Source organism: Novipirellula aureliae, from assembly GCF_007860185.1.
Taxonomy (GTDB): domain Bacteria; phylum Planctomycetota; class Planctomycetia; order Pirellulales; family Pirellulaceae; genus Novipirellula_A; species Novipirellula_A aureliae.
Genome location: NZ_SJPY01000009.1, coordinates 256,792 through 281,603 on the forward strand (window position 1 = coordinate 256,792; position 24,812 = coordinate 281,603).

A 24,812-nucleotide genomic window follows, 5' to 3' on the forward strand; every position below is an offset into this window, starting at 1 on the left:
CCATTGACGCAGTTCTTTCTCCGAAATTCGATATGAGCGAAAATCCTACCGTCGAGTCCTTCGCCGACGATCCGTTAAAAGCGTATCTGCCAAAATCGAATCCGCTGGCAATGCTGACCTCGGAGATGCCCGTAGCGGAACAATCCGCCAACACGGCTGCGGACGCGATCGAACCGCCCACCTCATTTGCTAAGCCATGTTCGCCGGTTCAAGCTCGACCGAAAGGGCCAGGACGTAGAACTGTATCGAGACGCCGTCGATCACCGGTTGGTATTTTTATTTTCGCCGGAGTGGCGGTAGCCTTCGTCACCATTCTCTGCAGCTTGGCGTGGATGTTTCTGTACCGATCATCGCCGGTTGCAAGTGCAATCCCTGCCGCCTCAAAACGGGATGACTCGAACGAGAGCCGGACTTTGTCGCCTGAATTCGATCCCGTCTTCCATTCGCCGTCGAAATCGGAGCCGGACATCACGAGTGATGTCGTAACGGATGCTGGGAATCAGCCTTTTCCTTCCGAGCTTGCTTCGGAACCAATCGTGGTGGAGCAACCGGATGTCCCGATGCTGCCTCCCGGGAGTGCTAAGGAGGAAGAGTCCGTCCTAGAGAACCCGATGATGCCAACCGAAGCACATCAAAGCACTTTGACGCCTGATATGATTGCGGCAATGGAGATCGCGATTGGTCGGACGTCCGCATCGATACGAAATGCCGATTGGCAGCAGATGAGTTCATTGGCGAAAACTTGTGTCGAGATGCCTGGAACGGATCACCAACTACGTATTGCCGAGTCGCTCTATCAGATTTCTGATTTGGCAAATCATTACCGTGACGGCATTCGCCGCGGAATCGAAACCCTGAAAGCTGGAAGCGATTTTGAAATCGATTTCGGAGTTCGCGTGATCGTGGTCGAGGCAACACCACAGCGTTTGGTGGTACGTTTGAACGCCAAGACACACCGTTATCTATTTGACGAGATTCCGCTATTATTAGCACACCGACTAAGTACCTTTTCGATGTCCGAAAAATCGCCCACGACGATCGCTGCAAAAGCTGCTTTTGAAGCAATTTCAAAAAATGCTACCCCCGAACATCGGCAGAGATCGATCAGAGTTTTGGAGTCGATCAACGAGCAGGTTCCGGATTTCGAGCCGAAACTTGTCGCCGAAGGGCTACAGCGATTGTATGAGTAGAGCGAAACAACACGCCTAGTAGAAGTGGTCGGTAGAGGGTGATTGGTAGAGGAAGATCGTCTCATGAAGCAACGTCTATTTCGAAATTGGGTTTTGGGTGGGTTAGTCGGTACGTTCTTGATTGCGGCCACGTCGCCGTTGTTTGTTCGCAGTTACTTGTTGTTTGAGATCGACTCCATTCGTAAAGTGCCCGTTCTGGTGCGAGGCGAACACTACCGCTGGCGCCGTGAGGGCTATGCAACGACTCGAATCGGTGCGATGGGAATGCCAGGCGGGCCGATGGTCATTCCCCAAAGAACTTCAGATGCTGAATTGCGAATTGCTCTTTGGGGTGATTCGCAAGCAGAAGGAGTCTGTGTTGCGGATTCAAAAAAGCTGCACCGCCAAATACAACAGCTTGCCGAGCAGGCGGGTATGCAGTTAACGGTTTTGCCGTTGGGGCGTAGCGGAGATGATTTAAGTGATTGGCTGTCCCAAATTCCTCGTGTCGATTCAAAACTTGATATCGACATGCATCTTATTCTGATCGCCGAGTTATCCGATTTGGCAGTGCCGGTTCCGGAGGAGGAGTCCGTGCCAGATGTCGAGTTGGCTCTGCCTACGAACCGCAGTCGGATTGCAGAAGCCTGTCCTGCTTTCTTCATCGAAGCGATCCGGCGGACAATTCGCAACCCTGACGACACGCCAAGGACGTTGCGGTTCGGTGTCGGCCCCGTTGCAGACACTTTGCCTCACTCCGAGTCAAGACAGGTTGGTCCGAAAAGCGGTTGGAAAACCATTGCGAAATCGATCGAGGCAACAACCGACGAACGCGTATTGATTGTTTATGCTCCCAATATTCCGATTGGTTTTTCGGTAGGTGGCGACGTCGCTGAGGAGGCCCTCTCCATACAAACTCTAAAGAATGAATTGGAAGCGAACGGTATCGGTTTTGTCGATACACGAGGCTCACTGCTCCGATCGGCTGCTACCAATCGATGGCCACACGGATTTCACAACGGACAATTCGGGGTCGGGCATCTAAACGATGTCGGCTACGAAAGAATCGCGGCGGACGTCGTCGATTTTTTTCGTGCCAAGGGTGCCCCAACGTTTTCGAGGATTGCCGATTAGATGCAATTCTCTCAACTTGAATTTCTGATATTTTTCGCAATTGTGTTTGTAGCGGTCTGGAGCACGAAACAGCTTGCGATTCGCAATGGGCTGTTGTTAGTCGCCAGCTATTACTTTTATGCCTACTGGGATTATCGATTTTGTGGACTTCTATTGCTCTCGACTTTAGTCGATTTCTTTGTTGCAAAAAAGATTGACGCAGCGGAAGAACGATCGACTCGGCTGCGGTGGCTTTGGGTTAGCGTCTCGGTCAATTTGGGCGTGCTTGGAACGTTTAAGTATTTCAACTTTTTTATTGACTCTATTGCGCCGTTGTTGGAGTCGGTGGGTTGGGGCGCGCAGACTTTAAACGTCATTTTGCCGGTCGGAATTTCTTTCTACACTTTTCAAACGCTCAGCTATACGATCGATGTTTATCGGCAGAAGCTCAAGCCGACGGAGAAACTGCTGAACTTTGCTCTGTACGTCGCGTTCTTTCCGCAGTTGGTCGCTGGGCCGATCGTCCGAGCCCGCGAATTGTTACCGCAGTTGGCCTCGGTGCCCCGCTGGTCTTACCGACGATGCTATGGTGGATTTCAACTCTTTCTAATCGGAGCCGTCAAGAAGTTGCTATTGGCTGACCGGCTCGGTGAGATGGTCGACGTCGTGTTCGCCGATCCTCAATACTACGCGGGCACAACGGTTTGGGTTGCTGCGTTTGCTTATGCGGGGCAGATCTATTATGACTTCTCAGGCTACACCGACATGGCGATTGGAGTAGCAAAAATATTGGGCTATCGCTTCCCGAAGAATTTTCGCCATCCGTATTTGGCAATATCCTTTGCCGATTTCTGGCATCGTTGGCACATGACGTTATCGCGTTGGCTTCGTGATTACTTGTACATATCGCTTGGAGGCAGTCGCGGGTCAACGTGGATGACCTATCGCAATTTGATGCTGACAATGGTTCTCGGAGGACTATGGCATGGAGCAGCCTGGACGTTCGTGTTGTGGGGAGCCGTTCATGGGGTTGCGCTTTGTATGGAAAGGGCACTGCTTGCCCGAACCTCCCTAGCCATCCCGATTTTCTTTAGGTGGTTGATGACGATGACGGTCGTTCTGTTCGCGTGGGTGGTTTTCCGATCTCCGGACATGGCGACTTGCCAATTGATGCTTTCGCAAATGCTGTTTTTGCCGCCGGGGATCCCCTGGTATCCCCCTCTTGTCATAGGGGTACTAACGTGTATGGCCGCTGAACATTTAGCGTGGCGCACGAAATTACGCCCGGCAATGCGTCTCCGAGCGGACACTTGGTATTCCCCTCCGATTACCGTTGTCTTGTTATGGTCACTCGTGATTTATTCTCCGGTCGGTTTCAAACCATTTGTCTACTTTCAGTTTTAAAGAAGTCAGGTTGTGTTTTGTTTTATCCGCTTGCCCGGTGGTCCACACCACTAGGTTTACTTGTTGACGTGGGTGTGACCGGTGCCCCCCCAGTGACGGCAGTGTCAAATGCGGAGCCCGTTGGGTAAGCGTTTAAGCGGTTAAGAATGCGCTCGTAGGTACGTACGTACTCGAAACCGTTTGCCCGATTGTGTTGCATGGCGGGAGTCTGGGAACGAGTGAAATATCCAATTTTGTTCAACGGCAGCAATTTTTTTTGGAATCCAATCCACCGCAGGACAAGTTTTTTGGAATGTAGGCTGTGGCTGAATTCCCGTCCACAAATCGGAAGAAAGTGTGTGTCTAGTTACCTTAGATGCTTTTCCATTTTATTGCGGTTCGGTATCAGCTCGCAATGCACGCCTATTGCTATAACGAGCAAGCTCAATACAACCAGAAAGGTTTGCATATTCTTCCCTCCCTACTACACTTATCCAAACTTCGACGAGTGAAATCGACTTGCTATTTGCTTATTGCTCAAACTGTTTTTTGAATTGCCGGGATACCAGCTAAGTGAATGCCCCAACCAAACATCCGTTATCTAAGGTTCGACGCTTGAAGTTGCGTCGTCAGACAACATCGCGAGCTAGTGGGAGTTTGGATCCCATGGTTTCGTTAAAGCGATATCCCGCTTCGGTAACCGGAGCCAAAACCAGGACTCAAGCTGGGGCAGCGGACACAGAAGTCTACTGTTCTGATCGAGCGGACGAGTTCGTTCAAATTAAGCGGCGTTACACGCCTGCTTGGAAGCGGACGATCGACATCGTCGGTATTGTCGTAGTCTTGCCTCTGCTGGCTCCGCTGTTTGTGTTAGTAGCGGCCTATATCAAGCTGGTATCGCGAGGTCCCGTGTTGTTCGTTCAATCGCGGGTTGGGTTTGGTGGCGAAATGTTTCGGATTTTCAAATTCCGAACGATGCATGTGCCGAAAGTGAGCCGCGATGAAAAGCACCGTGGTTATGTCGCTAGTTTATCGCGGGCAGACGGAACAAACGAAACCGGAACGCTGAAAAAGCCAGATTACAAAAATGAATTGATCCCTGGTGGCGAGAGGATCCGCAAACTTTCAATCGATGAACTGCCGCAACTCTTCAATGTATTGCTTGGCAACATGAGTTTGGTGGGGCCTCGTCCAGATGTACTCAAGCTAAACGATTACCAAACTTGGCAACTGCGGCGCTTCGAGGTGGTTCCAGGGATGACCGGACTGTGGCAGGTCAGCGGGAAAAACCGATTGAGTTTCGATCAGATGATCGATTTAGACATTCAATATATTGAGACAAGATCCATTGCGACGGATTTGCGGATCATTTGTCGAACCTTTTCTGTGTTGCTATTCGAACGTAACGAGTAAACAAATTTCTCGACTTACTTCCTTGTACAAATGAAAAAAATTCCATGATTCGCGTTGGTATTGTTGGTGTTGGTTATTGGGGTCCAAATTTAGTCCGCTGTTTTTCTGAACTTGATAACTGCAGGGTCACGGCAGTTTGTGATCGCAGTGGCGATCAATTGTTGCGGATCAAAGAACGATTTCCCAGCGTTCAACCATTTGATGACGTCGATGCGATGTTTAAATCGGGTGTTATTGATGCCGTCGTGATCGCGACTCCAACCGCAACGCACTTCGAATTATCGATGAAGGCGTTCGCTAATGATTTACACGTGTTTGTCGAGAAGCCGTTGGCGAAGACATCGGCGGAATGCCGAACGCTAATCAAAACCGCTGGTGAACGAAACCGGGTATTATTTGTTGGTCACGTCTTTTTGCATTCATCGCCCGTGATGAAGCTTCGCGACTTGATTGAAACGGGTGAACTCGGCTCGATCAATTACATCAGCAGTCGTCGTTTAAATTTGGGGCCTGTCCGAAAAGACGTCAGCGCTCTCTACGATTTGGCACCTCACGATATTTCGATGATGCTGCACCTGCTCGGTCAAAAACCGATCTCGGTAACATGTAGCGGTTTCGATCGACTCAACCCCGGAATCCACGATGTCTGCAACCTAACGATGATGTTCGAGGGAAATCGGATGGGGATGGTCCACGTTAGTTGGTTGGACCCGCGAAAAGAGAGGGTTTTGACTGTTGTCGGCGATAAACGAATGGCCGTCTACGATGACTTGGAACAAGAGAAGATCAAGGTGTTTGATAAGGGAATCGATCGGCCCAAAAACGCCACGGGCGACTACGCTGATTTTCAATTGGCGTACCGCTATGGCGGAAGTTACAGTCCCTACATCAAAGAGAACGAACCGCTAAAAGCCGAATGTGCTGAATTCATTCGCTGCATCGACGAAGGCGATGTGCCCTTGACCGATGGTGTCAATGGATTGGACGTGGTTGAAGTCTTAGAGGCTGCCGATGTATCGATGCGGAGCGATGGGCTCCGAGTTGAATTGGCATCCTTGCAACAAGGCTTGGATGATGCTGCCACTGATTCGGATTCTGCAAACGTCTCCAAGACGGCAATGGTATAGTGAGTAGCCAATGATTCATTCCCACGCGATTGTTGATGACGAGAGTCAAATTGGCGAGGACACCTACATTTGGGCGTTCGCTCATGTGATGAAAAACGCTCGAATTGGGCGGTGTTGCAACATCGGCGACCACGCCTTTGTGGAATCGGGTGCGATCATTGGCAACAACGTGACGCTCAAAAATAATGTTTTGATTTGGGAAGGGATCACGATCGAGGACGATGTCTTTGTGGGGCCAGGGGTCATTTTTACCAACGACCGCTACCCTCGGAGCGGTCGCATGGAAGCGGCAAAACAGCGTTACTCGGATAAAGCGAATTGGTTGGTCAAAACAATTGTTCGCCGTGGTAGCTCCATTGGAGGTGGTTCGATTCTGTGCCCTGGAATCGAATTGGGAAGGTTTTCGATGGTCGCAGCTGGGGCTTTGGTGACAAAAAATGTCGAGCCACACAGTTTAGTGATTGGATCCCCCGCTCGGCATGTACACTATGTTTGCAGTTGTGGCCAGAAACTTGGCGGGCATTTTACCGAAGCAAACTGCGACGCCTGTGGCGAGACCGGAGCATCGCGACTTTAACCATATCGGCGTCTCTCCGAGACGTCGAATGCAACGCTGACCGTAGCGGCGTCTCTCCGAGACGTCGACTGCAACACTGACCGTAGCGGCGTCTCTCCGAGACGTCGACTGCGACACTGACCGTATCGGCGTCTCTCCGAGACGTCGAATGCAACGCGATCGAATACGTCGGGAATTCTTGCGAATTCCACCACAACACAGCGTCTCGGAGAGACGCCACTGAAAAATCGCGTCTCGGAGAGACGCGGCTACTTACACTAACTGAATAGATCATGCATCAAGATAACTCCACTTCGCTGATTCCTCTTGTTGACTTGCAAACTCAATCACGTCTTCTTAAAGAGGACATTCTTCGCCGCATGGGCGATGTGATCGACGGAGCCCGGTACATTCTCGGCCAAGAGGTTCAAGAATTTGAAGAGCGGTTTGCAGCCTATTGCCAAGTCGATCATTGTATCGGCATGGCGAACGGTACCGAAGCGATTCACATGGCCCTCCGCGCCCTCGATATTGGAGCAGGCGACGAGGTCATTACTGCAGGCAATTCGTTTGCAGCAACCGCTTTGGCGATAGCTCACGCGGGAGCCGAGGCGGTATTCATTGATATCGATTCAACCGATTTCAATATTGATATCGAATTGATCGAGGATGCGATTACGGAAAAAACGAAGGCAATTATCCCCGTCCATTTATTTGGCCAGCCTGCTCGGATGAAAGAGATTCGGGAGATCGCGGATCGGCACGGATTGAAAATCATTGAGGATTCGGCTCAAGGCCATGGTGCGGAAATCGATGGCAAACGTTGTGGTTCGTTTGGTGATATTGGCTGTTTTAGCTTCTATCCTGGCAAGAATCTCGGTGCCTTCGGTGACGGTGGTGCAACGGTCACCAATGATCCGGCATTGGCCGACAAGCTGCGTTTGCTTCGCAATTACGGGCAAAAAGAGAAAAACCGACACGATGTGCTGGCTTTCAACAGCCGGCTTGATACGATTCAAGCGTGTGTTCTGCTCTCGAAAATGGACCATGTTGAAAAATGGACCGAGCAACGTCAGCAAGTGGCAGCGTGGTACCGAGAGGATTTGGCCGACGTCGAATTGATGTTGCCGGAAGAACGTCATGATGTCCGTCATGTCTACCATTTGTTTGTCGTTCGTACGCCCCATCGCGATGAATTGATGGCTTCGTTGGCTGCGAAGAATATTGCGGCGGGTATCCATTACCCTAATCCACTAAGCCGAGCGGCTCCGTTTGTGGACTCGCGTACATATCCCATGGGTTTGCCAGTGTGTCAAACCGTTGCGGAGGAAATTGTTTCGCTACCGATGTACCCTGAAATGACACGAGACCAGGTGTCGCGTGTCAGCGAAGCGATCAGCTCCTTTGTGAAAGAAAAGGAAAACGCAAGTGAACTTGTCTGACCAAACCTTGTTGCGAAATGAAACGTCTCGAGACGAAGCAAGCGGTTCTGATCGTGCTTTGATCGAAGCGAGCCCGTTTCATACGTTAGCCGAATCGAAGCCCGTGGTTTCGCCCCTCTGGGCGAATTCGCGTGCCAGCCAAAACGCATCGCTTGAATCCTACTTAGAGATTCCTTTTCGTCACAAGCGGCTAATCATTGGCTCAATGCTGATGAGTTTGTTGTTGGGATGGATGGCGATTGCGTTGTGGCCGCGCAGTTATTCGTCCGAGTCAAAATTGATTGTACGAGTTGGTCGAGAAAGCGTTTCGCTCGACCCCACGGCGACGACGAGTTCGACATTAATGTTGCAGAAGACGCAGGAAGAAGAGATTGTTTCGGCATTAGAAATTTTGAGCAGTCGTCAAATGGCAGAGTCCGTAGTCGACAAATTGACCCCTGCTGCGATTATCGAAGGTGCATTGCCACGAAACGCCCAACAAACGGCGGCAGCGAAAACACACGCACCAGCGTTAGGAGACAAGATCGATAGGGTCGTTGACCCGGCCAAGCAAGCGTTGATGGATGGATTGCTAGCCGCTGGAATTCGCGATGAGTACGGGGACCGCGAACGTGCGGTTCGGAAACTCCAATCCTCGGTCAGTATCTTCTCGCCCCGAAAGTCGACCGTGATTGTGATTGAAGCCGAAGCAAAGACACCTCAAATGGCGCAAGCGATTGTTCGAGAGTTGACGGAGTCTTTCATGGATGAACATATTAAGACGTCGCACACTGCCGGTTCCTATGAATTTTTTAAGGCCGAAGCGGCTAAAGTCAAGGAACAATTGAATGCACTCGTTGCTGCGCGTAGCCAATTCATGCAAGACAATAAAATTATATCGATTCAAGCGAATCGTGATTTGTTGCAAGAACGGATTTCGGGGCTGGATCGTGACTTGGTTGTCGCTTCTGGGCAACTGGAGCAAGCTGTTTCGATGGTGAATGATTTGAAGTCAAAGTTGGACATCACCGATGACGAGATTATTTCATCCAAGTTGGTAGGAACGAATCCAACGTGGAGTGGGATGCGCCAGAAGGTTCATGACTTGGAACTTGCCGAACAGGATTGGGCGTCGCGAAGTCGTTCGAATCATCCTCAACTCATCCAAATACGTGAACAATTACGTTCCGCTCGCGATGAACTTGCAAAGACAAAAAGTGAGCGAGTTGATGAAAACACCACCCCGAATCCGCTGAAGATGCAATTGAGAGAGGAGCTGCAGCAGCAAACCACGTCAGCTGCCGGACTTAGCGCACTGATGCATCAGAAGTTGGCACAGCGAGCTGAGTTGGAAGAGCGTATTGACCAATTGCTCGACGGCGAACGGAGGTTAACCGAATCAGATCGCGATATTCATTTGCTCGATAGCACATTGAGAATGCTACGCGAAAAGTTGGAAGAGGCTCGCGTGATCGAGCAGCTCAATGCAAAGAAGATCTCTAATATTCACATCTTTCAACCCGCGTCGTTCGTTGAACGCCCGGTCAGTCCGAAAAAACCTTTGTTTGCAATTGGGTTCATTGGTTTGGGGGTGGCATCGGGACTCGGTTTGGCGTTTCTCCGAGAGGGAACGTCGCAAAAGATCCGGACCAGTTTCGATGTCGAAAACCAGCTCGGCGTTCCCGTTGTTGCTAACATTCCACAGACGCGTCGTTTGTCTTCGCCTGGGTTGACAAACGATCGCGTTTACCAAAAGAGATGCCAAGAATTAATAGCCGAGGTATTAATGGGGCGTTCTTCCTCTACGCGTCCTTGCGAAGGTCCCGAAGCATTGATGCTTGGCGTGATCGGCGTTGACGTCGGTGTAGGGGCCAGTACGTTAGCGGTTCATTTGGCAAGAACCAGTAGTGTCGACTACGGTATTAAGACCATGCTTGTCGATGCGGATGCCCAGCAACGAACGACGTCGGATATTTTCGGGCTAAACGGTTCACCCGGATTGGTTGAACTTGTTGGTGGTCAAGCCTCGCATGATGAATGTCTACAACGAGCGGACGGATATCCGATCGACTTGGTCGCGTCGGCTGCGGATTCATGTACCGAAACCCTACGCGGTACGCCGTCGGATATTATCCAGGCGTTGCATGCTTATCGACATGAGTGCAAATTGATGGTTATCGATTTGCCTGCTGCGAACCAGCCCGATCAAGTGGTCACCTTGGTTCAGCATCTTGACTGCGTTTTGGTCGTCGTCGAGTCCGAACAAACGGAAATCGAAGCGGCGGAACGATTGTTAAGAAGATTGGCAGACAGCCCAACACAGATCGTTGGCGTCGTGCTGAATAAAACGCAGCATTACCTTCCAAAAGTAATTCGGAGGTTCACCGCCTCATCCGTCTAGGTCCGAGGTCGTGGGAAACTTATTCGATGGTTAATGCAGTTGTGAACGCCCCGATACAAACATGTTTGGTGAGTCAAAGGAACGTTTCGCAATCGATGGCGAATTCGCTTTCGTGGCCTGAACGTTTGGCTTTGTTGGTTGCGATCATCGAGATTCCGTTACAGCTCGATAAGTTTTTCTTTTTTCACGAGAGCGACTCGTTACTTGGGGCGGTTGGTGGGCTGAGTATATCACTGACTACTCTGTCGCTGATCTTTTTGTATGGTGTTTGGGCTGCCAATACTGCTCTACATCGGTCCCGTTTGGCATACAGGTGCATCTTCGGATACCCGATGATCGTGTATCTGACAATCGTGCTTGCCAGTGCGATGTGGGCGACAAAACCTGCATTATCCCTATTCGATTTTGCAGTTTTGGTGCATGCCTATTTGCTGTTTTTTTACGTTGCCAACCGTTTGCAAACGCACAGCGATGTTCAATTTATCCTGTTTGGATTTGCCTTGACAATGGCGATTCAAAGTGGATTGATTTTCTACGCTGGATTTCTTGGCATTGAAACCGAGCGATACGATCTTGGGCCCATCACGCTAACCGTAAACGAAGGGCAGCGTCACGGGGGGACAATGCACTCACCGGTTTTGGCGGGCAGTACGCTCGCGATGCTGTGGTTGCCAGTTCTGGCGTCGTTGACTGTATTGAAGGAAAAGCGGTCTTGGTGTTTCGCTTTTGTAGCGGTCGTCATGGGGGTCGTTGCAATTTTCTTGACCCAAACGCGGGGTGCGATTTTGACTTCGGTGGTGGGCATGTCAATCATTGGCGGAGGAATGCTGATGCGAGGTTGGCTACCTAAGTGGACGATTGTGCTTGCTGGGGTTTTAGTCATTGTTAGTATTTATCCTGCCATCATTGTCTACGAGAAACGAGTTCAATTCGGTGACGGAGATTCGGCCAGAGCACGAAAGCACTTGTCGGCCATCGCACTCGAACTGATTTCACAGCATCCGATGCTAGGCCATGGCTCAGGAAATTGTCATTTGGCGGGTCAAAATATTGCAGATCGCGGCGAGTTCCGGGGCGAATGGTACTACACCGTCCATAGTAAATACTTGTTGGTCTGGATCGAAACAGGTGTCTTTGGATTTATCGCCTTTTTAGCGGTGATTGGTAATGCGCTGCGTCAATCGATGGCGGCTTGGCTAACAAAGGATGGCGCATTGGCTGTCATTGGTCTGGCGTTTTTCGCATCCATTTCGGGGCACATGCTGCATTTGGCGGTTGATATTTTCAACTCGCGGACACAAGTCCAGATTCTGTGGTTGCTGTTTGGAATGTCCGCTGCCGTTTACAAGCTATCGAATCACGAACGTTTCGCTCGCCGCGCTCCGACGATGCTTCGGAGGGCCGGATGAGGGCAGGTTCGAAAAACAGTTCAAAACCAAGAGGGACCGTATTCAAGACCAGTAAAAATGCGGTCATGTTGTTGGCGGGTACGATGATTCGTATGATCGCTGCGTTTGCGTTTATCGTCTACTGTGCCGACCAACTCGGTGTTGAAGGTTTCGGCAAATACACCGTTGCGGTTCATTACTTTGAATTGTTTTTGAGTTTGACAGCTACAGCTGTTGGAATTCTTCTCACACGTGATATTGCTCGTTGGCCTCGCCATAGCGACCAATTGTTGACGTCAGGTATTTTGCTGACATCGATGCTTAGTGTTTTTGGTTCGGTTGCCATATGGATGCTTGGGTATTTGTTTGGCTACGATCTTGACACCCGACAAGCCATGTTGATCGCTTCGGCAGCATTGATTCCCGCTTCGATATGTGTCGTTTTTGAAGCGGTGTTTGTGACACACGGCCGAGCCGAGTTGATGGCGGGCGGCGTGACGCTTGAGAGTTTTTTGCGAATTGGCATTAGTCTTTGGCTGTTGGCCCAGGGTTTCGGCTTGATTGCATTGTTGTGGGCATTCTTAGTCGTTCGCTGTTTCCTATTATTGGTGTATCTATGGGGGATGCAGCGTATTGGAGCACTGGGGTGGACCTTTTCGCGGCATCGTCATTTCCGCTTGATCTCACGTTGGAGAATGTTTGCGGCCGAGAATTGGATGGCATCGATTTACACCAATTTGGACATTATCGTCTTGTCATGGATATCAGGCGAAGCCGCAGCGGGGATCTATAGTGCCGCTCGAAAAGTGGTGCGTCTCGGAGCGGTTGTCGCCAAGAGTTACACCACGGCGATCTTCCCAGTCATGAGCCGCATGTATACGGAATCACGCGATTCGTTTTCTCGGTTGTACACTCATTCTATTCGCGTCTTGACGTTGTTGGCGCTGCCAGCGGTTGCGGTCGTCTCGGTGATTCCTGAGCGAGTGATCGGGTTGCTATTTAGCAGCGAGTTTGACGAAGCGGCGACCGTCCTTCGAGTACTGATCTGGGTCCTGCTGATCGATTTTTTGAATCCATTCCTCAGCTATACGCTGTTTGCTCAAGGACGCCAAGATCGTTCGATGCGAGTTGCAGCGATCAGTTTAGCTGTCAATTCGGTCGCCACCTACTTCCTCGTCGTTCGCTATGGTGCGGTCGGTGCCGCTTTGGGCACCTTGATCAGTGGTTCGGTGGCAATGTGTTGTTACTTTGTCGCGACGATGGAAAAACGAGAAATACGCAACACATTTTTGGAGACAACAAGAATTCTAATCGCTTGTGCGGTATTAGCACTTGTTATTTCAATGGTCCGCAATTCATTTTGGGCTGTCATTGTACTCACCAGCCTACTCGTTTATCCGATCCTGCTGATCTTCGCGGGTGCGGTTCGTTTTGAGGATTTCACATTTTTCAAAAACACGTTTAATGCGATTTCGCTGAAAATGCGAACGCCAGCTTTAGAATCGGGGAACTATACTGCCCCAAGCTCCGGAGAGTCTGAAGAGCGGTCTTCGAGTCATTAACTTTATTTCCATCGCTCACGAGCACTCGAGCGGATTTTTTGCCAAGCGTCTACTTAGGAAAATACTAATCATGTCGGATCGTAATCACCTTCGCATCGGAATGATAGGTTGTGGGGCCATCGCGGAGCTTTATCACTTGCCCGCACTCGAGAATCTCGCTTCGGCAGTTGGCAATACCGTGCTAGTTGATCCGAATGCTGCACGATTGGCTGAGATGGGGAAACGATTCTCGGTTGCCGATGCGGTAGAGGATTATCGAACCTTGGAAGGAAAAATAGACGGCGTCATCGTCGCGACGCCACCCGCGAGTCACTTCGAAATATGCAAGTGGTTTTTGGAGCGTGGAATTGATGTATTGTGTGAAAAACCGTTAACGGAATCAGGCAGTCAGGCCAAAGAATTGGTTGACATCGCTGAGCAGAACGGAGCGAAATTGGCGGTAAATCAAACGCGTCGATTCTTTCCCACCTATCAAAAAATTCGCGAACTGATCAAAGATGGTATTCTTGGTGAGCTGAAGTCGATCACCTACCACGATGGGAATGATTTTGATTGGCCCGCAGCGACGCCGCACCATTTTGCTCGTGGGGCAAAGGGTGCATGGTCCGATACCGGTGTGCATCTGTTGGACACAGTCTGCTATTGGCTGGGCGAAACACCGACGTTGGTCGAGTCTTTGAATGATTCCGAAATTGGTCCTGAAGCGATGGCAACCGTCCGGCTAAAGCACGGTCAATGTCGCGTCGAAATCAAAGTTAGCCGTTTAGGTAAATTGATGAATGGCTTTCGCATCGTCGGATCATTGGGGACAATTGAAGCGGTTGCGGAAGAGTTTTCGGAAGTCCGAGTCAAGTTCCACAACGGTCGTAACAAAGTCTACTCTTGCGGTTCGCGAAAAGTAAAGTATGTCGATTTTGCCAAACCTTTGCTAGATAATTTTGCTGATGTCGTCGCTCGCAAAGCGGAGCCGACGGTCAGTGGTCGAAGCACGATTGGGACCATTTCGTTACTTGAGCAAGCCTATGACGAAAGCAAGACTTACGCGATGCCTTGGAAGAGTCCCGTGAAAGATATCGGTGAGTTGCCGAGCGGTGCACAGACGCAGCAAACCATGCGGGTTTTGGTGACCGGAGCGACCGGTTTTCTAGGCGGACGAGTCGTCGAAATGATGATGGAAATGGATGGTTTGCATCCGGTTGCTTCGGTTCGTCGATGGTCGCGAGCATCTCGGGCGGCACGTATCGGCGCAGAGGTTGCCATCTGTGATATCGAAGATGCCAATCAGGTCGATAAGGCAGTACAAGGAATCGATGCAATTGTCCACTGTGCGAAAACGGATGACCGAGAGTCGATCGTTGGCGGAACTCGGAACTTGCTTGAAGCTGCGGTGAAGCATGGAGTCAAGCGTTTCGTTTATCTCAGTACGGGAGAGGTTTATGGTCCTGATGTGAAGGGTGAAATTGTCGAAACGACACCGACGGAGCTAACCGACCGTTTGTATGGAGACGCTAAGATCGAAGCGGAAGCGGTTTGCCGAGAATTTCATGACCGTGGATTGAAGCCGACCATCCTGCGGCCTTCGGTTATCTATGGCCCGTTTAGCAGTTCATGGACCAGTAACATCGCGACACGTTTGCAATCGGGCAAATGGGGCTCGTTCGATCAATTGGGTGATGGCAAAGCGAATTTGGTTTATGTTGACGATTTAGTGCAAGCGATCGTCCGCTCGCTTCGCTGTGATGCGGCTCAGGGCGAGGCGTTTAACGTCAACGGGCCCGATACGTTAACCTGGAATGATTACTTCGAACGCTTTAATGCAGCCTTAGGGTTTCCGCCTTTACAAAAATTCTCGGCGGCAAAGTCTCGAATGCGTACACAAATGATGGATGCCGTTCGTTTGGTCACGTCAACCGTCGTTGCCCGCTACCAGGATCGCTTGATGGAAGTATACCTTCAAGGGGGACCGATGAGTCGGTTGATGAAGAAGGTCAAAGGTGAACTGAGTTCGGTTCCAAGCGGTGCCGAATTAAATGGGCTTTTTTCTCGTGACGTTGTATACTGTGATGAAAAAGCTCATTCAATGCTCGGTTACCGGCCGAAATATTCAATCGACGAAGGGATTGCACAAAGCGTTCTTTGGCTGCGCCATCATGAGGTCATCAGGCAGGGAGACGATCGATCTGAGACCTACGGAAGAGCAACGAGTGAGAATTTCGATTTGCCCAATCCAAATTCCGACGAGACTTTCGAAGGTATGCCCGGGACGTCGCGAGTCTCTGAAGATGCATTGTCATGAAAATAGCGGTCATTTCCTACTACTTTCCTGAGTACTGCATTCGTCAAGCCAATGTCATGAGTCGCGATCATGACGTGGTCTTGGTGATGCCCAGCGATATTGCCAAGGAGCATCTGCATCTTATCGATCCTGCCGTGTTCCACGAATCGTTTGAACGTCCCCGTTTTCGGCAACCGCTACGACAATGCCGAACGATCCGCCAGATCCTACGTAATGTGCGATCGTTTCATCCCGACGTCGTTCACTTTCAACATGGTCACTTGTTTTTTAACCTGGCTTTGCTTTTGTTGAAAAGGTATCCGTTGGTGGTAACGATTCACGATCCACGCCAACATGCTGGGGATCGTGACTCCAGAAAGACACCACAGTGGGTGATGGATTTCGGGTTCAAAAGGGCAGATCGAGTGATCGTTCATGGCAACGAACTAAAACCGATCGTGGAAAAAGAGCTTGGAATCAGAAAGGACTCGATTCACGTTATTCCGCATGTGGCAATTGGCGACCGGAAGCTACCGGCAGATATTCAAGACGATGGAAGAACGTTGTTGTTCTTTGGCCGAATTTGGGAATACAAAGGTTTAGAGTATCTGATTCGGGCGGAACCAAAGATTTCCAACCAATTTCCAAACGTCCGAATTGTGATCGGCGGGCGTGGCGAGGATTTCGATCGTTATCGACAAATGATGTGCAATCCCGATCGATTCGAAGTTCACAACGGATGGATTACCGAAGATCAGCGGGCGGCAATGTTTGCATCGTCAAGTGTCGTTGTGTTGCCCTACATCGAAGCAACCCAAAGCGGGGTGATTCCGGTCGCCTACAACTACGCAAAACCGGTCGTTGCGACCAACGTCGGCGGGCTACCCGAGATGGTCGAACACGGCAAAACCGGTTTACTTGTTCCGCCAAAAGACCACGATGCGTTAGCCGATGCGATCATTGAACTACTGAGTGACAACGAAAAACGAATTGAGATGGGCCGTGCAGGGAAAGCAAAGCTCGATAGAGAGTGTTCTGCGGAAGTGGTCACACGGCAGACGATCGAGGTTTACCGTGCGGCTATCCAAGACCGCACAGTCGCGATCAATAAGGCCGCACCCAAATAGCGATAAAGGAATCTGATTCATGCGTGCGATTGTCGGTTTATGTGTGGCTGTTCTGTTGTCGTGTACTTGGGTAAGCAGATCGATAGCTGAGCAGACTTCGACTTGGATTACGCAATTGCCTGAGGAAACGAAAGCGTCCATTATCTGGTACGCTGATCATGAAACGGGTGACTTATCACAATGGGATCCTCCCAACTGCAAGTATCCAGGTGCCGGTATCTTCAACACAGGTGGCGAAGAAGCGATCGCTGAAGCGACAGATAGGGTCGCCCATTCAGGATTGTTTTCAGTCCAAGCGACGATCCGTGGTGCTATTCGGGCTCAACATGGAAAGCGAGCGGTGCGTTTGATGCGTTGGACCGATCGGCCATGGGACCAAGGGGGTTCGCATCTACCAAAATCCGCTTACTACAGCACGTGGATGTTTTTGCCAAAACCATACAATTCGAAAAAGTATGATCCGTGGGATCCCGGTGATGGTGGATGGTGGAATGTGTTTCAGTTCAAAGCGGAGGACGAGAATGATGTCAGTCAACCGACCTGGGTACTTAACATTGGGCACGATGATCGAAACGGGCAATTGAGCGTCGGACTTTACAGTCCCATCAATTCCCCGCGTTCAATATTACAGACCAATCCAAAAAGTTTGCCCATTGGCCACTGGTTCCACGTCGAAGTGTTTTTTCTTGTCGACAGTAAAAATGACGGGGAGATCACCGTTTGGCAGGATGGAGTGAAGATTCTTCATGCCGATCAGGTAAAGACAGCGATTTGTAGCAAGAACGAACATGCGGTTTGGGGGATCGGCAATTACACTGACCATATTACTGGCGGGAAAACGGAGGGATCCTGTTCGATCTATTTTGATGATGCGGCAATAAGCACTCAGCGGGTTTCGCAAACGATTCACTAACAGCAGTTATTCATTATACAAATCTCATGAACGAATTGTCCGACGCTTCGAAGCTCGATTTGCCGTCCGCTACACTGCCGGCTACTCCAATGCGGGTGGCGTATATCTTGCATCGATTTCCGTGCATCTCGGAAACGTTTATCGCTAACGAGATATATTGGTTGCAAGAGCAAGACGTTGAAGTTTCGATCTTTTCGCTGATGTCACCTAAGGATGGACCGGTCCATGATGTCGCCAAGAAATTGTTGCCGCTTACGCATTACACGCCGTGGATGTCGTGGGCGATTCTGTGGTCTCAAATCTACTTTTTACTTAGGTTACCGATTCGCTATTTGAGTGCTTTTGTAACAGTGATACGGCAAACGTTTCGCGAACCTAAGTTGGCACTATTGGCGGTGGCCTTGTTTCCCAAAAACGTCCATTTGGCACGGGAGATGAAACGGCTGAAGATCGATCATATTCATGCGCATTTCGTTTGGCTTGGTGGCATCAGTGCGTCGGTCGTTCGAGAGCTTGTGGGCATCTCGTTTAGCCTACATCCTCACGCGTTTGGGTTGTTCCAGCGAAACCAGAAAGACGCCAAGTACGAATTGGAATTGGCGGACTTTATTTGCACCATTGCGACTTACCACCGCCGCAAGATCGTGGAGTTATGTCCGAAGGTAAACGTTGAGAATGTGCACATTGTGAATCTGGGCATCGATACGGAACGAATGATCCCGCGATGCGAAGCACGCGCAATAGGTGATCAACCTTTGCGGATTTTGACAGTCGGTCGACCGATCGAAAAGAAGGGACACGAATACTTAATTGAAGCCTGCTCTCATTTGGTTTCTCGAGGTATACCATTTCAATGTGAAATGATGGTCGGCCGAGGAAAGGAGGCGGAGTCGTTGCAGGAAGTGGTCGATCGGTTCGAGTTGCAAGATCGGGTGAAGTTAATCGATTTTCGCGATCAGCAAGAAGTTCTTAAAGAGTATCACAAGAGCGATATTTTCGCGTTGGCCTGCGTGATGGCGAAGGACGGTGATCGTGACGGCATGCCGGTAGTGCTGATCGAAGCGATGGCGTGTGGGTTGCCGGTCGTCACGTGTCCTGTATCGGGCATCCCCGACTTGGTTCGCGATGGCGAAAACGGGTTGCTGGTAAAATCTCGCGATGCGGTGAGCTTCGCCGATGCGCTAGAGCGTTTGATTGGCGACGCCAATCTCCGAGAACAACTGGGGGACGCAGCCCGTGAAACGATCGTCGATGAGTTTGATATACGGAAAACAACAACCCGTTTAGCAAGCGTGTTTAGGCAGTATTCACAACCAACCCAGCAAAGTGTTCCCAAGCAAACCGCGGCGGAGCCTGTACGCATATGAGCCACATTGGAATTCAGTCTTTCGACCAAACGGAGGATTGGGACGCGTTTGTCGCCGCTCACCCCAAAGGTTCGATCTTTCACACTGCGGCTATGTGCCGTACGATGCAGGCAACGAAAGGCTATGAGGTACTGGCGATAGCGGCATGTGTCGGCGATGGCGATGTTCAAGCGATACTGGTCGCGATACGTATTTCCACAATTCGCTCGCTCGGGAGATTGGCGGCTCGCTCAATCATGTTCGCCGAACCGATCTGTAGTGATGACGAGATCGGTGAAAAATGTTTGAATCGATTGTTGGAGCACCACGACCGTTGCGTGGCGCAGCGGACATTGTTCAGCGAAGTGCGGCCGGTGTTTCATTGTGGCCCCAATCGGTATGAACGGGATGAGTGTGTTTCCGAAACGAGTGCGTTTCGGCAAGGTGAGCGAGAGCATGCTGTGATGATCTCGCGTGGCTACGAGCGACTCGGTTACAACAATTACGTCGTCGACTTGACGCGGCCGGAAAATGAATTGTGGAACAATATCAACGCGAAATGCCGCCGCGACATTCTCCGAAGCGAGCGACGCGGCGTGACGCTTCGTGATGGAAATCTGATTGACGACTTGGGCGTTCTTTACGGGCACTTGCAGCAGAGTCATTCTCGATCGCACGTGCCTTTAGTCGACCGCAGTTTGTTTGTTGCTGCCGCCCGAGAGTTACCGACCAAACAGGTTTCTCTGTGCATCGCCGAGTATCAGGGCGCACCGATTGCGTCGGTTTGCAACTTGATCTTCAAGGGACGCGTGTTCTGTTGGTATGCCGGTATCATTCGAACGCCCGGTATCGCAGCGAACTCGATGCTCAACTGGGACGCGATTCGCCGTGGTGCCGCCGACGGGCATTCGATACTCGATTTTGCCGGTGCTGGATGGAAGGGCGAAGCGTACGGACCGGGCAAGTTTAAGTCCCGATTCGGCGGTCGATTGGTTGAATACGGACGATATCGTCGCATCCATTCGAAGCCTGCCATGAAAGCAGCCGAAACGGTTTATCGCTATGCACGCCGATTGCTGGATCTGCACACAGGTGAGAAGATACGAATTCCCAAGCATTCGATTTCCGGATCCTCGGAACATCCACCGATCGTCGCCAAAGAAGATTGGAAACAAAGCCACAAGAATACTGGCGGCGAGTATGCAATCTGAGAAGACACTGCCGACGCGAAAGCTGCGAGTGTTGATGCTGCTTGAGAACGAGAGCATTCCCGAGGACACACGCGTCGTGTTGGAAGCTGAATCGTTGATCGAAGCGGGTTACCAAGTCTCCGTTATCTGCCCAACTGGCCGATCGAGGAAATGGGTAGAAACGGTCGGTCGCATCACCGTCTACCGCTATCCGGCCATCTTTGAAGTTCGTGGGTTCTGCGGATACGTGATGGAATACAGCTATAGTTTGCTGGCACTTTTTCTGTGGTCGATCTTGATCTATCTGCGTCGTGGGTTTGACGTGGTCCATGTCCATACACCACCTGATATGACGTCGATCATCGCGATCTTTTATAAGATTCTTGGCAAGCGTTTTGTGTACGACCACCACGACTTGTCTCCCGAGCTCTATTTGGCCCAGGTTCCGAACCGAAAGCCAAACTCAGTCTACCATTTGCTCCGATTTTTCGAACGTTTGGCTTGCCGTCATGCCGACCGCTTGATCGCCACAAACGAAACTCAGCGAAGCATGCAAATCGGACGCTGCGGAGCCGATCCCGATCGCTGCTACGTGGTACGCAACGGACCGAACGAATCGTTTTTGGGCGATGTCATTGCGAATGCTGAAATAGATGCACCGGAGAAGATCGTTCTCGGTTATGTTGGTGCGATTGGGTCTCAAGACGGTGTCGATTACGTAATCCACGTGGTCAAGCAATTACGGATGGTTCATAACCGCGACGATTTTCTTGCCGTCATCATCGGCGACGGACCGGCGCTTCCGACTCTCAAAACACTCGCCAAACAACTGGATGTTGAGAATTTAATTCACTTCACCGGAAAGATTCCATTCGCCGAGGTCCCTTCATGTATTGCAGCATTTGATATCTGTCTAACGCCCGACCCGAGCAATGCGTACAACGATAGCTGTACAACGATCAAGACGATGGAGTACATGGCGCTGGCAAAGCCAATTGTCTGTTTCCGCACGACCGAAAACCAGCGGACCGTCGCTGATGCAGCACTGTATGCAGATAACAACGACGTCGCCGAATTCGCCAGTCAAACGATCCGATTGATGGACGACGAATCACTTCGTAATCAGCTTGGCGCAATCGGTAGGCAGCGTATCGATGGCGGGCTGACATGGCATCATCAATCGCCTCAATTGATTGCGCTGTACGATCGTTTGCTTTACCAGATTCGAGCGTGAAGTCACCTCCATCTTTTGCCGAATATCCTGATCGTGAGTGTTGCGGGTTGTCTTGCACCAATTACGATAGTCGTCCAACCATTTCTCGATTTCTACAATCTACATTCCAAGCCCTAACCTAACGATGAGCGAACAATGTCTGTGAGAGACTCCGTCAAAAAGCACGTACCTGAACGCTTCTTTCCATTGTTAATGGAAGCAGGCGGTCGCGTAATGGCGCTCATTTATCGTGGGAAAAAGTATTACTGTCCGTGTTGTCAGGGAACGTTTCGAAAAATGCTTCCCGGAGGCGTTTCGCAAAGAGAGAATGCAGTCTGTCCCGGTTGCAATGCCTACGAGCGGCATCGATTACTTTGGCTGTACCTCAACGAAAAGTTGGCGGTCTACAAACGTGAGATGGTTTTGCTGCACATTGCGCCGGAATATGTTTTTCGAAAGATGTTTCGTTCGCTACCCAATATTCAATACGTCGGTGCCGGAATTGAGGCTCCCTTTGCAGATATCGAAATGGACATCACCGCGATTGAACAAGAAGACAACAGCTATGATGCCATTATTTGTAACCACGTTCTTGAGCATGTGCCCAAAGATGTGCAGGCAATGCGGGAACTGCATCGGGTTTTAAAGCCGGGTGGCTGGGCAATATTGCAGGTTCCTCTTGATCTGTCGCTTGAAAATACCTACGAGGATTTTACGATTCAATCGCCTGAGGAACGATTGAAACATTTTGGTCAGGAGGACCATGTGCGGCTCTATGGAAGGGACTACAAGGATCGACTTCAAGACGCCGGGTTCACGGTTTCGGTTGATCGCTATCGTGAAGAGTTTTCGCCGTCGGTTGCGGAAAGGTTTCGCCTACCTGAAAACGAAGTTATCTATCTATGCACGAAGACCGACACTACAGATCGCCAAGAGAATTCAACGCAGCATCGGAACTGATCTCATTGGCGACGACGTGAGTCCAGAGCACGTGCTTTGCCGATGGTAGCCCAATCGCTGCAGCGGATTGCGTTTGCGGTGCGAAAACATCAAAAACAACGACGCTTCCTTTGTACCCCATATTACCACACGCAGGACATCCTCGCGGCCATGCTAACGTCGAGTTCGGCGGCATGTTCAACTTTTCGGCGATTTCCGCGGGTGGTGATGCTTGACGGCGACAGTGAACGCACAATCGTCCGTAACGCTTTTGTGAAAGCGTCCCCAACAACAAACTTGACAATGTCGACGGATCGACTCCAAGTTGTTTCATCCGCACCGCTGCACTGAGTCCATCGCGACATGCCAGCGTAGCGATGACAAGAGCACCTTCGGCAGCCATTTGAATCGCTGTGTTTGCTGTTTGCGCGTCGTTCAAGCGATCAATGCCAATGACATCAGGCAGTTGCATCGAGATCAAATCCATCGCATCGACTCGGCTCAATCCAGGCAAATCGCATAGGGACACTTGGTTGATGCCGTCCAAATCGACCGTTACCGCGTCTTCAATCGTACAAACATGGGTGGCAGGCGTCTTGCACTGCTCAAGTAGCGAATAGAATGTCGTCGTTTTTCCGCTACGTCGTTTGCCAGAAATTAGAATCAACCCGCTCTTTTTGCGAAGCAGGTTTTGCAGGAAATCGAATTGGCTAGTTTGGAGACCAATCTCATTTAAGTGTCGAGCTTTCGAAGCCGTTTTTCCACGGATCAATGTCACCATGACACCGCTGACGGTTGGACAGAACGTCGCTCGAATGGGAATACGACGCTCGCCGATTCGTACCCGAAATTCTCCGGTTTGTCCGCTGGCAACGATCTTGCTCGTCGAAGCATCCCCACTCCAACCGCATTGAGATAGCACTTGCGATAAGAGTTCTTTCCCAGCCGATCGGCTTAGGGTTTCTAGTTCGTACAATCCACCCCCATGCCGCGCACGGATCTGGACGGTGCGTCCGTTGGGTTCAATCAAAATCTGTTCGACTAGCCCTTGGGCCAGATGCAACAAGATGCGACTGAGCGAACACGAGTCACTGCTACACGCTTCGGGCAACGCCCTTATCGATGAGGATGGTGAATCGAGTAAGAGCGGATTGTGAGCATGATTTGGAGGGTCCACTGGTCCTTGATCGGTGACCGAACAAGATGCGTCATCTTCGAGAGACTCCTCTAGCTTTACCGCAGTCGAAATGGGGTAGAGCGAGTGTAGCAATCGATCGACAACAGCCGTTGGTGCGAAGAACGGCCTCATTTGCCGACCGGTCAACGTTCGAACTTCATCGGCCAACAAGAGGCTATCGGGCATGACGATAGCGACTTCAATCGTTTCGCCATCATCACTTAAGGGGGCGACGCGATGATCGTAACACCATCGTTGCGGCAGAGCATCGCCAATCCCTGGACGAATCGGTAAAGGTTGATCCGCAGGCGGATCGAATAGCGGCAGCAAATAGTGTTTCGCATAGGACTTGGCGGTTTCTAGGTTCGTCGATTCTCGCCTTGCCGCAACGCTTTCGTCGATGTCCTCAAAGTTCTCAATGGCTAGCTCGCCCCCGCTCGAATCTTTTGTCACCAACTCTTTGGGCGGCAAAAGAACAGCGAATCCTAAGTCGGAAAAACCATCATCACAAGATGAAGGGTCGATCACAGCCATTGAAGTTTTGCTCATCGTTCCAACTTTGCCAGCGTCAAACATCGAAGTAGGGAAGGGGAAGGGGACGATTGCGGCATCAGCGCAGCGTCGATCGAGGACGACGACTCATCAAATCCCGAGTCGGAAAATGTAATCTGATAGTCACCGTATAGAGGCGAAACGCCTGCTCGTAAAAGTGTCAACCGCCAAGAGGTTCGGTCTGTGTTTCGATTGTGAACGCACAGCTTTCCTACGGAAAAGTAAGCGGGTGTCGGTTTGGATAAATCCAAATCGTCTAAGCTGTTTGCATATGCCCCTGTACGAATAAAGTAGGATTGCTGGGCAGACCGAATGTCGGACAGGTACTCAAAAGCTTCGCTTGCTCGTGTGCTTTCTTGATGATTCATGCGTACAAAAAACAAGATCGTTCCCAATCCGAAAAGTGCTGCTAAAACCGTCATCACCACGATCATCGAGATACCGGATCGAGAGCGATGGCGCGAAGGGATGATCGTACGTATCGGTATTAGAGGATTCATTTTGGATCGTTGACCAACGATTGATACACGCAAATGGGTGTGACAGA

General features: G+C 50.6%; 19 protein-coding genes. 17 read left to right on the forward strand and 2 right to left on the reverse strand.

Annotated features, from left to right (window positions below):
* Positions 1 to 32: 32 nt before the first annotated feature.
* From Q31b_RS24695 to Q31b_RS24775, 17 genes are all read left to right on the forward strand, one after another.
* Positions 33 to 1,190: a hypothetical protein gene (locus Q31b_RS24695; RefSeq protein WP_146602317.1), complete on the forward strand. Its 1,158-nt coding sequence runs from the start codon at positions 33 to 35 to the stop codon at positions 1,188 to 1,190.
* A gap of 63 nt (positions 1,191 to 1,253) precedes the next feature.
* Positions 1,254 to 2,303, forward strand: a complete 1,050-nt coding sequence (locus tag Q31b_RS24700; RefSeq protein ID WP_146602318.1) for a hypothetical protein — start codon at positions 1,254 to 1,256, stop codon at positions 2,301 to 2,303.
* Complete coding sequence (locus Q31b_RS24705) at positions 2,304 to 3,686, forward strand: MBOAT family O-acyltransferase (RefSeq protein ID WP_146602319.1); 1,383 nt, start codon at positions 2,304 to 2,306, stop codon at positions 3,684 to 3,686. It begins immediately after the preceding gene.
* Positions 3,687 to 4,331: 645 nt separating this feature from the next.
* Positions 4,332 to 5,078 (forward strand): sugar transferase, encoded by a 747-nt coding sequence (locus tag Q31b_RS24710; protein WP_146602320.1) that lies wholly within the window; start codon positions 4,332 to 4,334, stop codon positions 5,076 to 5,078.
* A 44-nt stretch (positions 5,079 to 5,122) separates the two neighbouring features.
* Entirely contained in the window at positions 5,123 to 6,205 is a 1,083-nt protein-coding gene (locus Q31b_RS24715; RefSeq protein WP_146602321.1) for a Gfo/Idh/MocA family protein, read from the forward strand.
* A gap of 10 nt (positions 6,206 to 6,215) precedes the next feature.
* On the forward strand, positions 6,216 to 6,782 hold the full coding sequence (locus Q31b_RS24720; protein WP_146602322.1) for an acyltransferase: 567 nt from the start codon (positions 6,216 to 6,218) through the stop codon (positions 6,780 to 6,782).
* A 272-nt stretch (positions 6,783 to 7,054) separates the two neighbouring features.
* The gene (locus Q31b_RS24725) at positions 7,055 to 8,203 is read left to right on the forward strand and encodes a DegT/DnrJ/EryC1/StrS family aminotransferase (protein ID WP_146602323.1); all 1,149 of its coding nucleotides are present in this window, start codon (positions 7,055 to 7,057) and stop codon (positions 8,201 to 8,203) included.
* Positions 8,190 to 10,583, forward strand: a complete 2,394-nt coding sequence (locus Q31b_RS24730; RefSeq protein WP_146602324.1) for a GumC family protein — start codon at positions 8,190 to 8,192, stop codon at positions 10,581 to 10,583. Before Q31b_RS24725 ends, Q31b_RS24730 begins: the two co-directional genes overlap by 14 nt.
* 95 nt (positions 10,584 to 10,678) lie before the next feature.
* Positions 10,679 to 11,992 carry an O-antigen ligase family protein gene (locus Q31b_RS24735; RefSeq protein WP_197172279.1) on the forward strand — a complete coding sequence of 438 codons (1,314 nt, stop codon included), beginning with the start codon at positions 10,679 to 10,681 and terminating at the stop codon, positions 11,990 to 11,992.
* Positions 11,989 to 13,533: a flippase gene (locus Q31b_RS24740; RefSeq protein ID WP_146602326.1), complete on the forward strand. Its 1,545-nt coding sequence runs from the start codon at positions 11,989 to 11,991 to the stop codon at positions 13,531 to 13,533. The genes Q31b_RS24735 and Q31b_RS24740 overlap by 4 nt, the downstream gene beginning before the upstream one ends.
* A gap of 70 nt (positions 13,534 to 13,603) precedes the next feature.
* Positions 13,604 to 15,829: an NAD-dependent epimerase/dehydratase family protein gene (locus tag Q31b_RS24745; RefSeq protein WP_146602327.1), complete on the forward strand. Its 2,226-nt coding sequence runs from the start codon at positions 13,604 to 13,606 to the stop codon at positions 15,827 to 15,829.
* Complete coding sequence (locus tag Q31b_RS24750; protein ID WP_146602328.1) at positions 15,826 to 16,935, forward strand: glycosyltransferase family 4 protein; 1,110 nt, start codon at positions 15,826 to 15,828, stop codon at positions 16,933 to 16,935. The genes Q31b_RS24745 and Q31b_RS24750 overlap by 4 nt, the downstream gene beginning before the upstream one ends.
* A 19-nt stretch (positions 16,936 to 16,954) precedes the next feature.
* A complete protein-coding gene (locus tag Q31b_RS24755) occupies positions 16,955 to 17,848 on the forward strand; it encodes a heparin lyase I family protein (RefSeq protein WP_146602329.1) in 894 nt (297 codons plus the stop codon).
* Between the two features lie 26 nt (positions 17,849 to 17,874).
* Entirely contained in the window at positions 17,875 to 19,215 is a 1,341-nt protein-coding gene (locus tag Q31b_RS24760; RefSeq protein ID WP_146602330.1) for a glycosyltransferase, read from the forward strand.
* Complete coding sequence (locus Q31b_RS24765; RefSeq protein ID WP_146602331.1) at positions 19,212 to 20,405, forward strand: lipid II:glycine glycyltransferase FemX; 1,194 nt, start codon at positions 19,212 to 19,214, stop codon at positions 20,403 to 20,405. Before Q31b_RS24760 ends, Q31b_RS24765 begins: the two co-directional genes overlap by 4 nt.
* Positions 20,395 to 21,618, forward strand: coding sequence for a glycosyltransferase family 4 protein (locus Q31b_RS24770; protein ID WP_197172284.1), 1,224 nt, complete (start codon positions 20,395 to 20,397; stop codon positions 21,616 to 21,618). Before Q31b_RS24765 ends, Q31b_RS24770 begins: the two co-directional genes overlap by 11 nt.
* A gap of 135 nt (positions 21,619 to 21,753) precedes the next feature.
* Positions 21,754 to 22,557, forward strand: a complete 804-nt coding sequence (locus Q31b_RS24775; protein WP_197172287.1) for a class I SAM-dependent methyltransferase — start codon at positions 21,754 to 21,756, stop codon at positions 22,555 to 22,557.
* Here the strand turns inward: Q31b_RS24775 and Q31b_RS24780 are convergent.
* Both Q31b_RS24780 and Q31b_RS24785 read right to left on the reverse strand, forming a co-directional pair.
* On the reverse strand, positions 22,517 to 24,262 hold the full coding sequence (locus Q31b_RS24780; protein ID WP_197172290.1) for a GspE/PulE family protein: 1,746 nt from the start codon (positions 24,260 to 24,262) through the stop codon (positions 22,517 to 22,519). The genes Q31b_RS24775 and Q31b_RS24780 overlap by 41 nt on opposite strands.
* Positions 24,259 to 24,765: a hypothetical protein gene (locus tag Q31b_RS24785; protein ID WP_146602334.1), complete on the reverse strand. Its 507-nt coding sequence runs from the start codon at positions 24,763 to 24,765 to the stop codon at positions 24,259 to 24,261. Before Q31b_RS24785 ends, Q31b_RS24780 begins: the two co-directional genes overlap by 4 nt.
* Positions 24,766 to 24,812: the final 47 nt, after the last annotated feature.

What these genes read in the sequence shown, in the direction of transcription:
- Q31b_RS24715 (WP_146602321.1), top strand. Translation starts at nt 5,123, where the DNA reads ATGATTCGCGTTGGTATTGTTGGTGTTGGTTATTGGGGTCCAAATTTA.
- Q31b_RS24750 (WP_146602328.1), top strand. Translation starts at nt 15,826, where the DNA reads ATGAAAATAGCGGTCATTTCCTACTACTTTCCTGAGTACTGCATTCGT.
- Q31b_RS24695 (WP_146602317.1), top strand. Translation starts at nt 33, where the DNA reads ATGAGCGAAAATCCTACCGTCGAGTCCTTCGCCGACGATCCGTTAAAA.
- Q31b_RS24710 (WP_146602320.1), top strand. Translation starts at nt 4,332, where the DNA reads ATGGTTTCGTTAAAGCGATATCCCGCTTCGGTAACCGGAGCCAAAACC.
- Q31b_RS24725 (WP_146602323.1), top strand. Translation starts at nt 7,055, where the DNA reads ATGCATCAAGATAACTCCACTTCGCTGATTCCTCTTGTTGACTTGCAA.
- Q31b_RS24740 (WP_146602326.1), top strand. Translation starts at nt 11,989, where the DNA reads ATGAGGGCAGGTTCGAAAAACAGTTCAAAACCAAGAGGGACCGTATTC.
- Q31b_RS24720 (WP_146602322.1), top strand. Translation starts at nt 6,216, where the DNA reads ATGATTCATTCCCACGCGATTGTTGATGACGAGAGTCAAATTGGCGAG.
- Q31b_RS24775 (WP_197172287.1), top strand. Translation starts at nt 21,754, where the DNA reads ATGTCTGTGAGAGACTCCGTCAAAAAGCACGTACCTGAACGCTTCTTT.
- Q31b_RS24755 (WP_146602329.1), top strand. Translation starts at nt 16,955, where the DNA reads ATGCGTGCGATTGTCGGTTTATGTGTGGCTGTTCTGTTGTCGTGTACT.
- Q31b_RS24700 (WP_146602318.1), top strand. Translation starts at nt 1,254, where the DNA reads ATGAAGCAACGTCTATTTCGAAATTGGGTTTTGGGTGGGTTAGTCGGT.
- Q31b_RS24745 (WP_146602327.1), top strand. Translation starts at nt 13,604, where the DNA reads ATGTCGGATCGTAATCACCTTCGCATCGGAATGATAGGTTGTGGGGCC.
- Q31b_RS24780 (WP_197172290.1), bottom strand. Translation starts at nt 24,262, where the DNA reads ATGAGCAAAACTTCAATGGCTGTGATCGACCCTTCATCTTGTGATGAT.
- Q31b_RS24705 (WP_146602319.1), top strand. Translation starts at nt 2,304, where the DNA reads ATGCAATTCTCTCAACTTGAATTTCTGATATTTTTCGCAATTGTGTTT.
- Q31b_RS24770 (WP_197172284.1), top strand. Translation starts at nt 20,395, where the DNA reads ATGCAATCTGAGAAGACACTGCCGACGCGAAAGCTGCGAGTGTTGATG.
- Q31b_RS24735 (WP_197172279.1), top strand. Translation starts at nt 10,679, where the DNA reads ATGGCGAATTCGCTTTCGTGGCCTGAACGTTTGGCTTTGTTGGTTGCG.
- Q31b_RS24760 (WP_146602330.1), top strand. Translation starts at nt 17,875, where the DNA reads ATGAACGAATTGTCCGACGCTTCGAAGCTCGATTTGCCGTCCGCTACA.
- Q31b_RS24785 (WP_146602334.1), bottom strand. Translation starts at nt 24,765, where the DNA reads ATGAATCCTCTAATACCGATACGTACGATCATCCCTTCGCGCCATCGC.
- Q31b_RS24765 (WP_146602331.1), top strand. Translation starts at nt 19,212, where the DNA reads ATGAGCCACATTGGAATTCAGTCTTTCGACCAAACGGAGGATTGGGAC.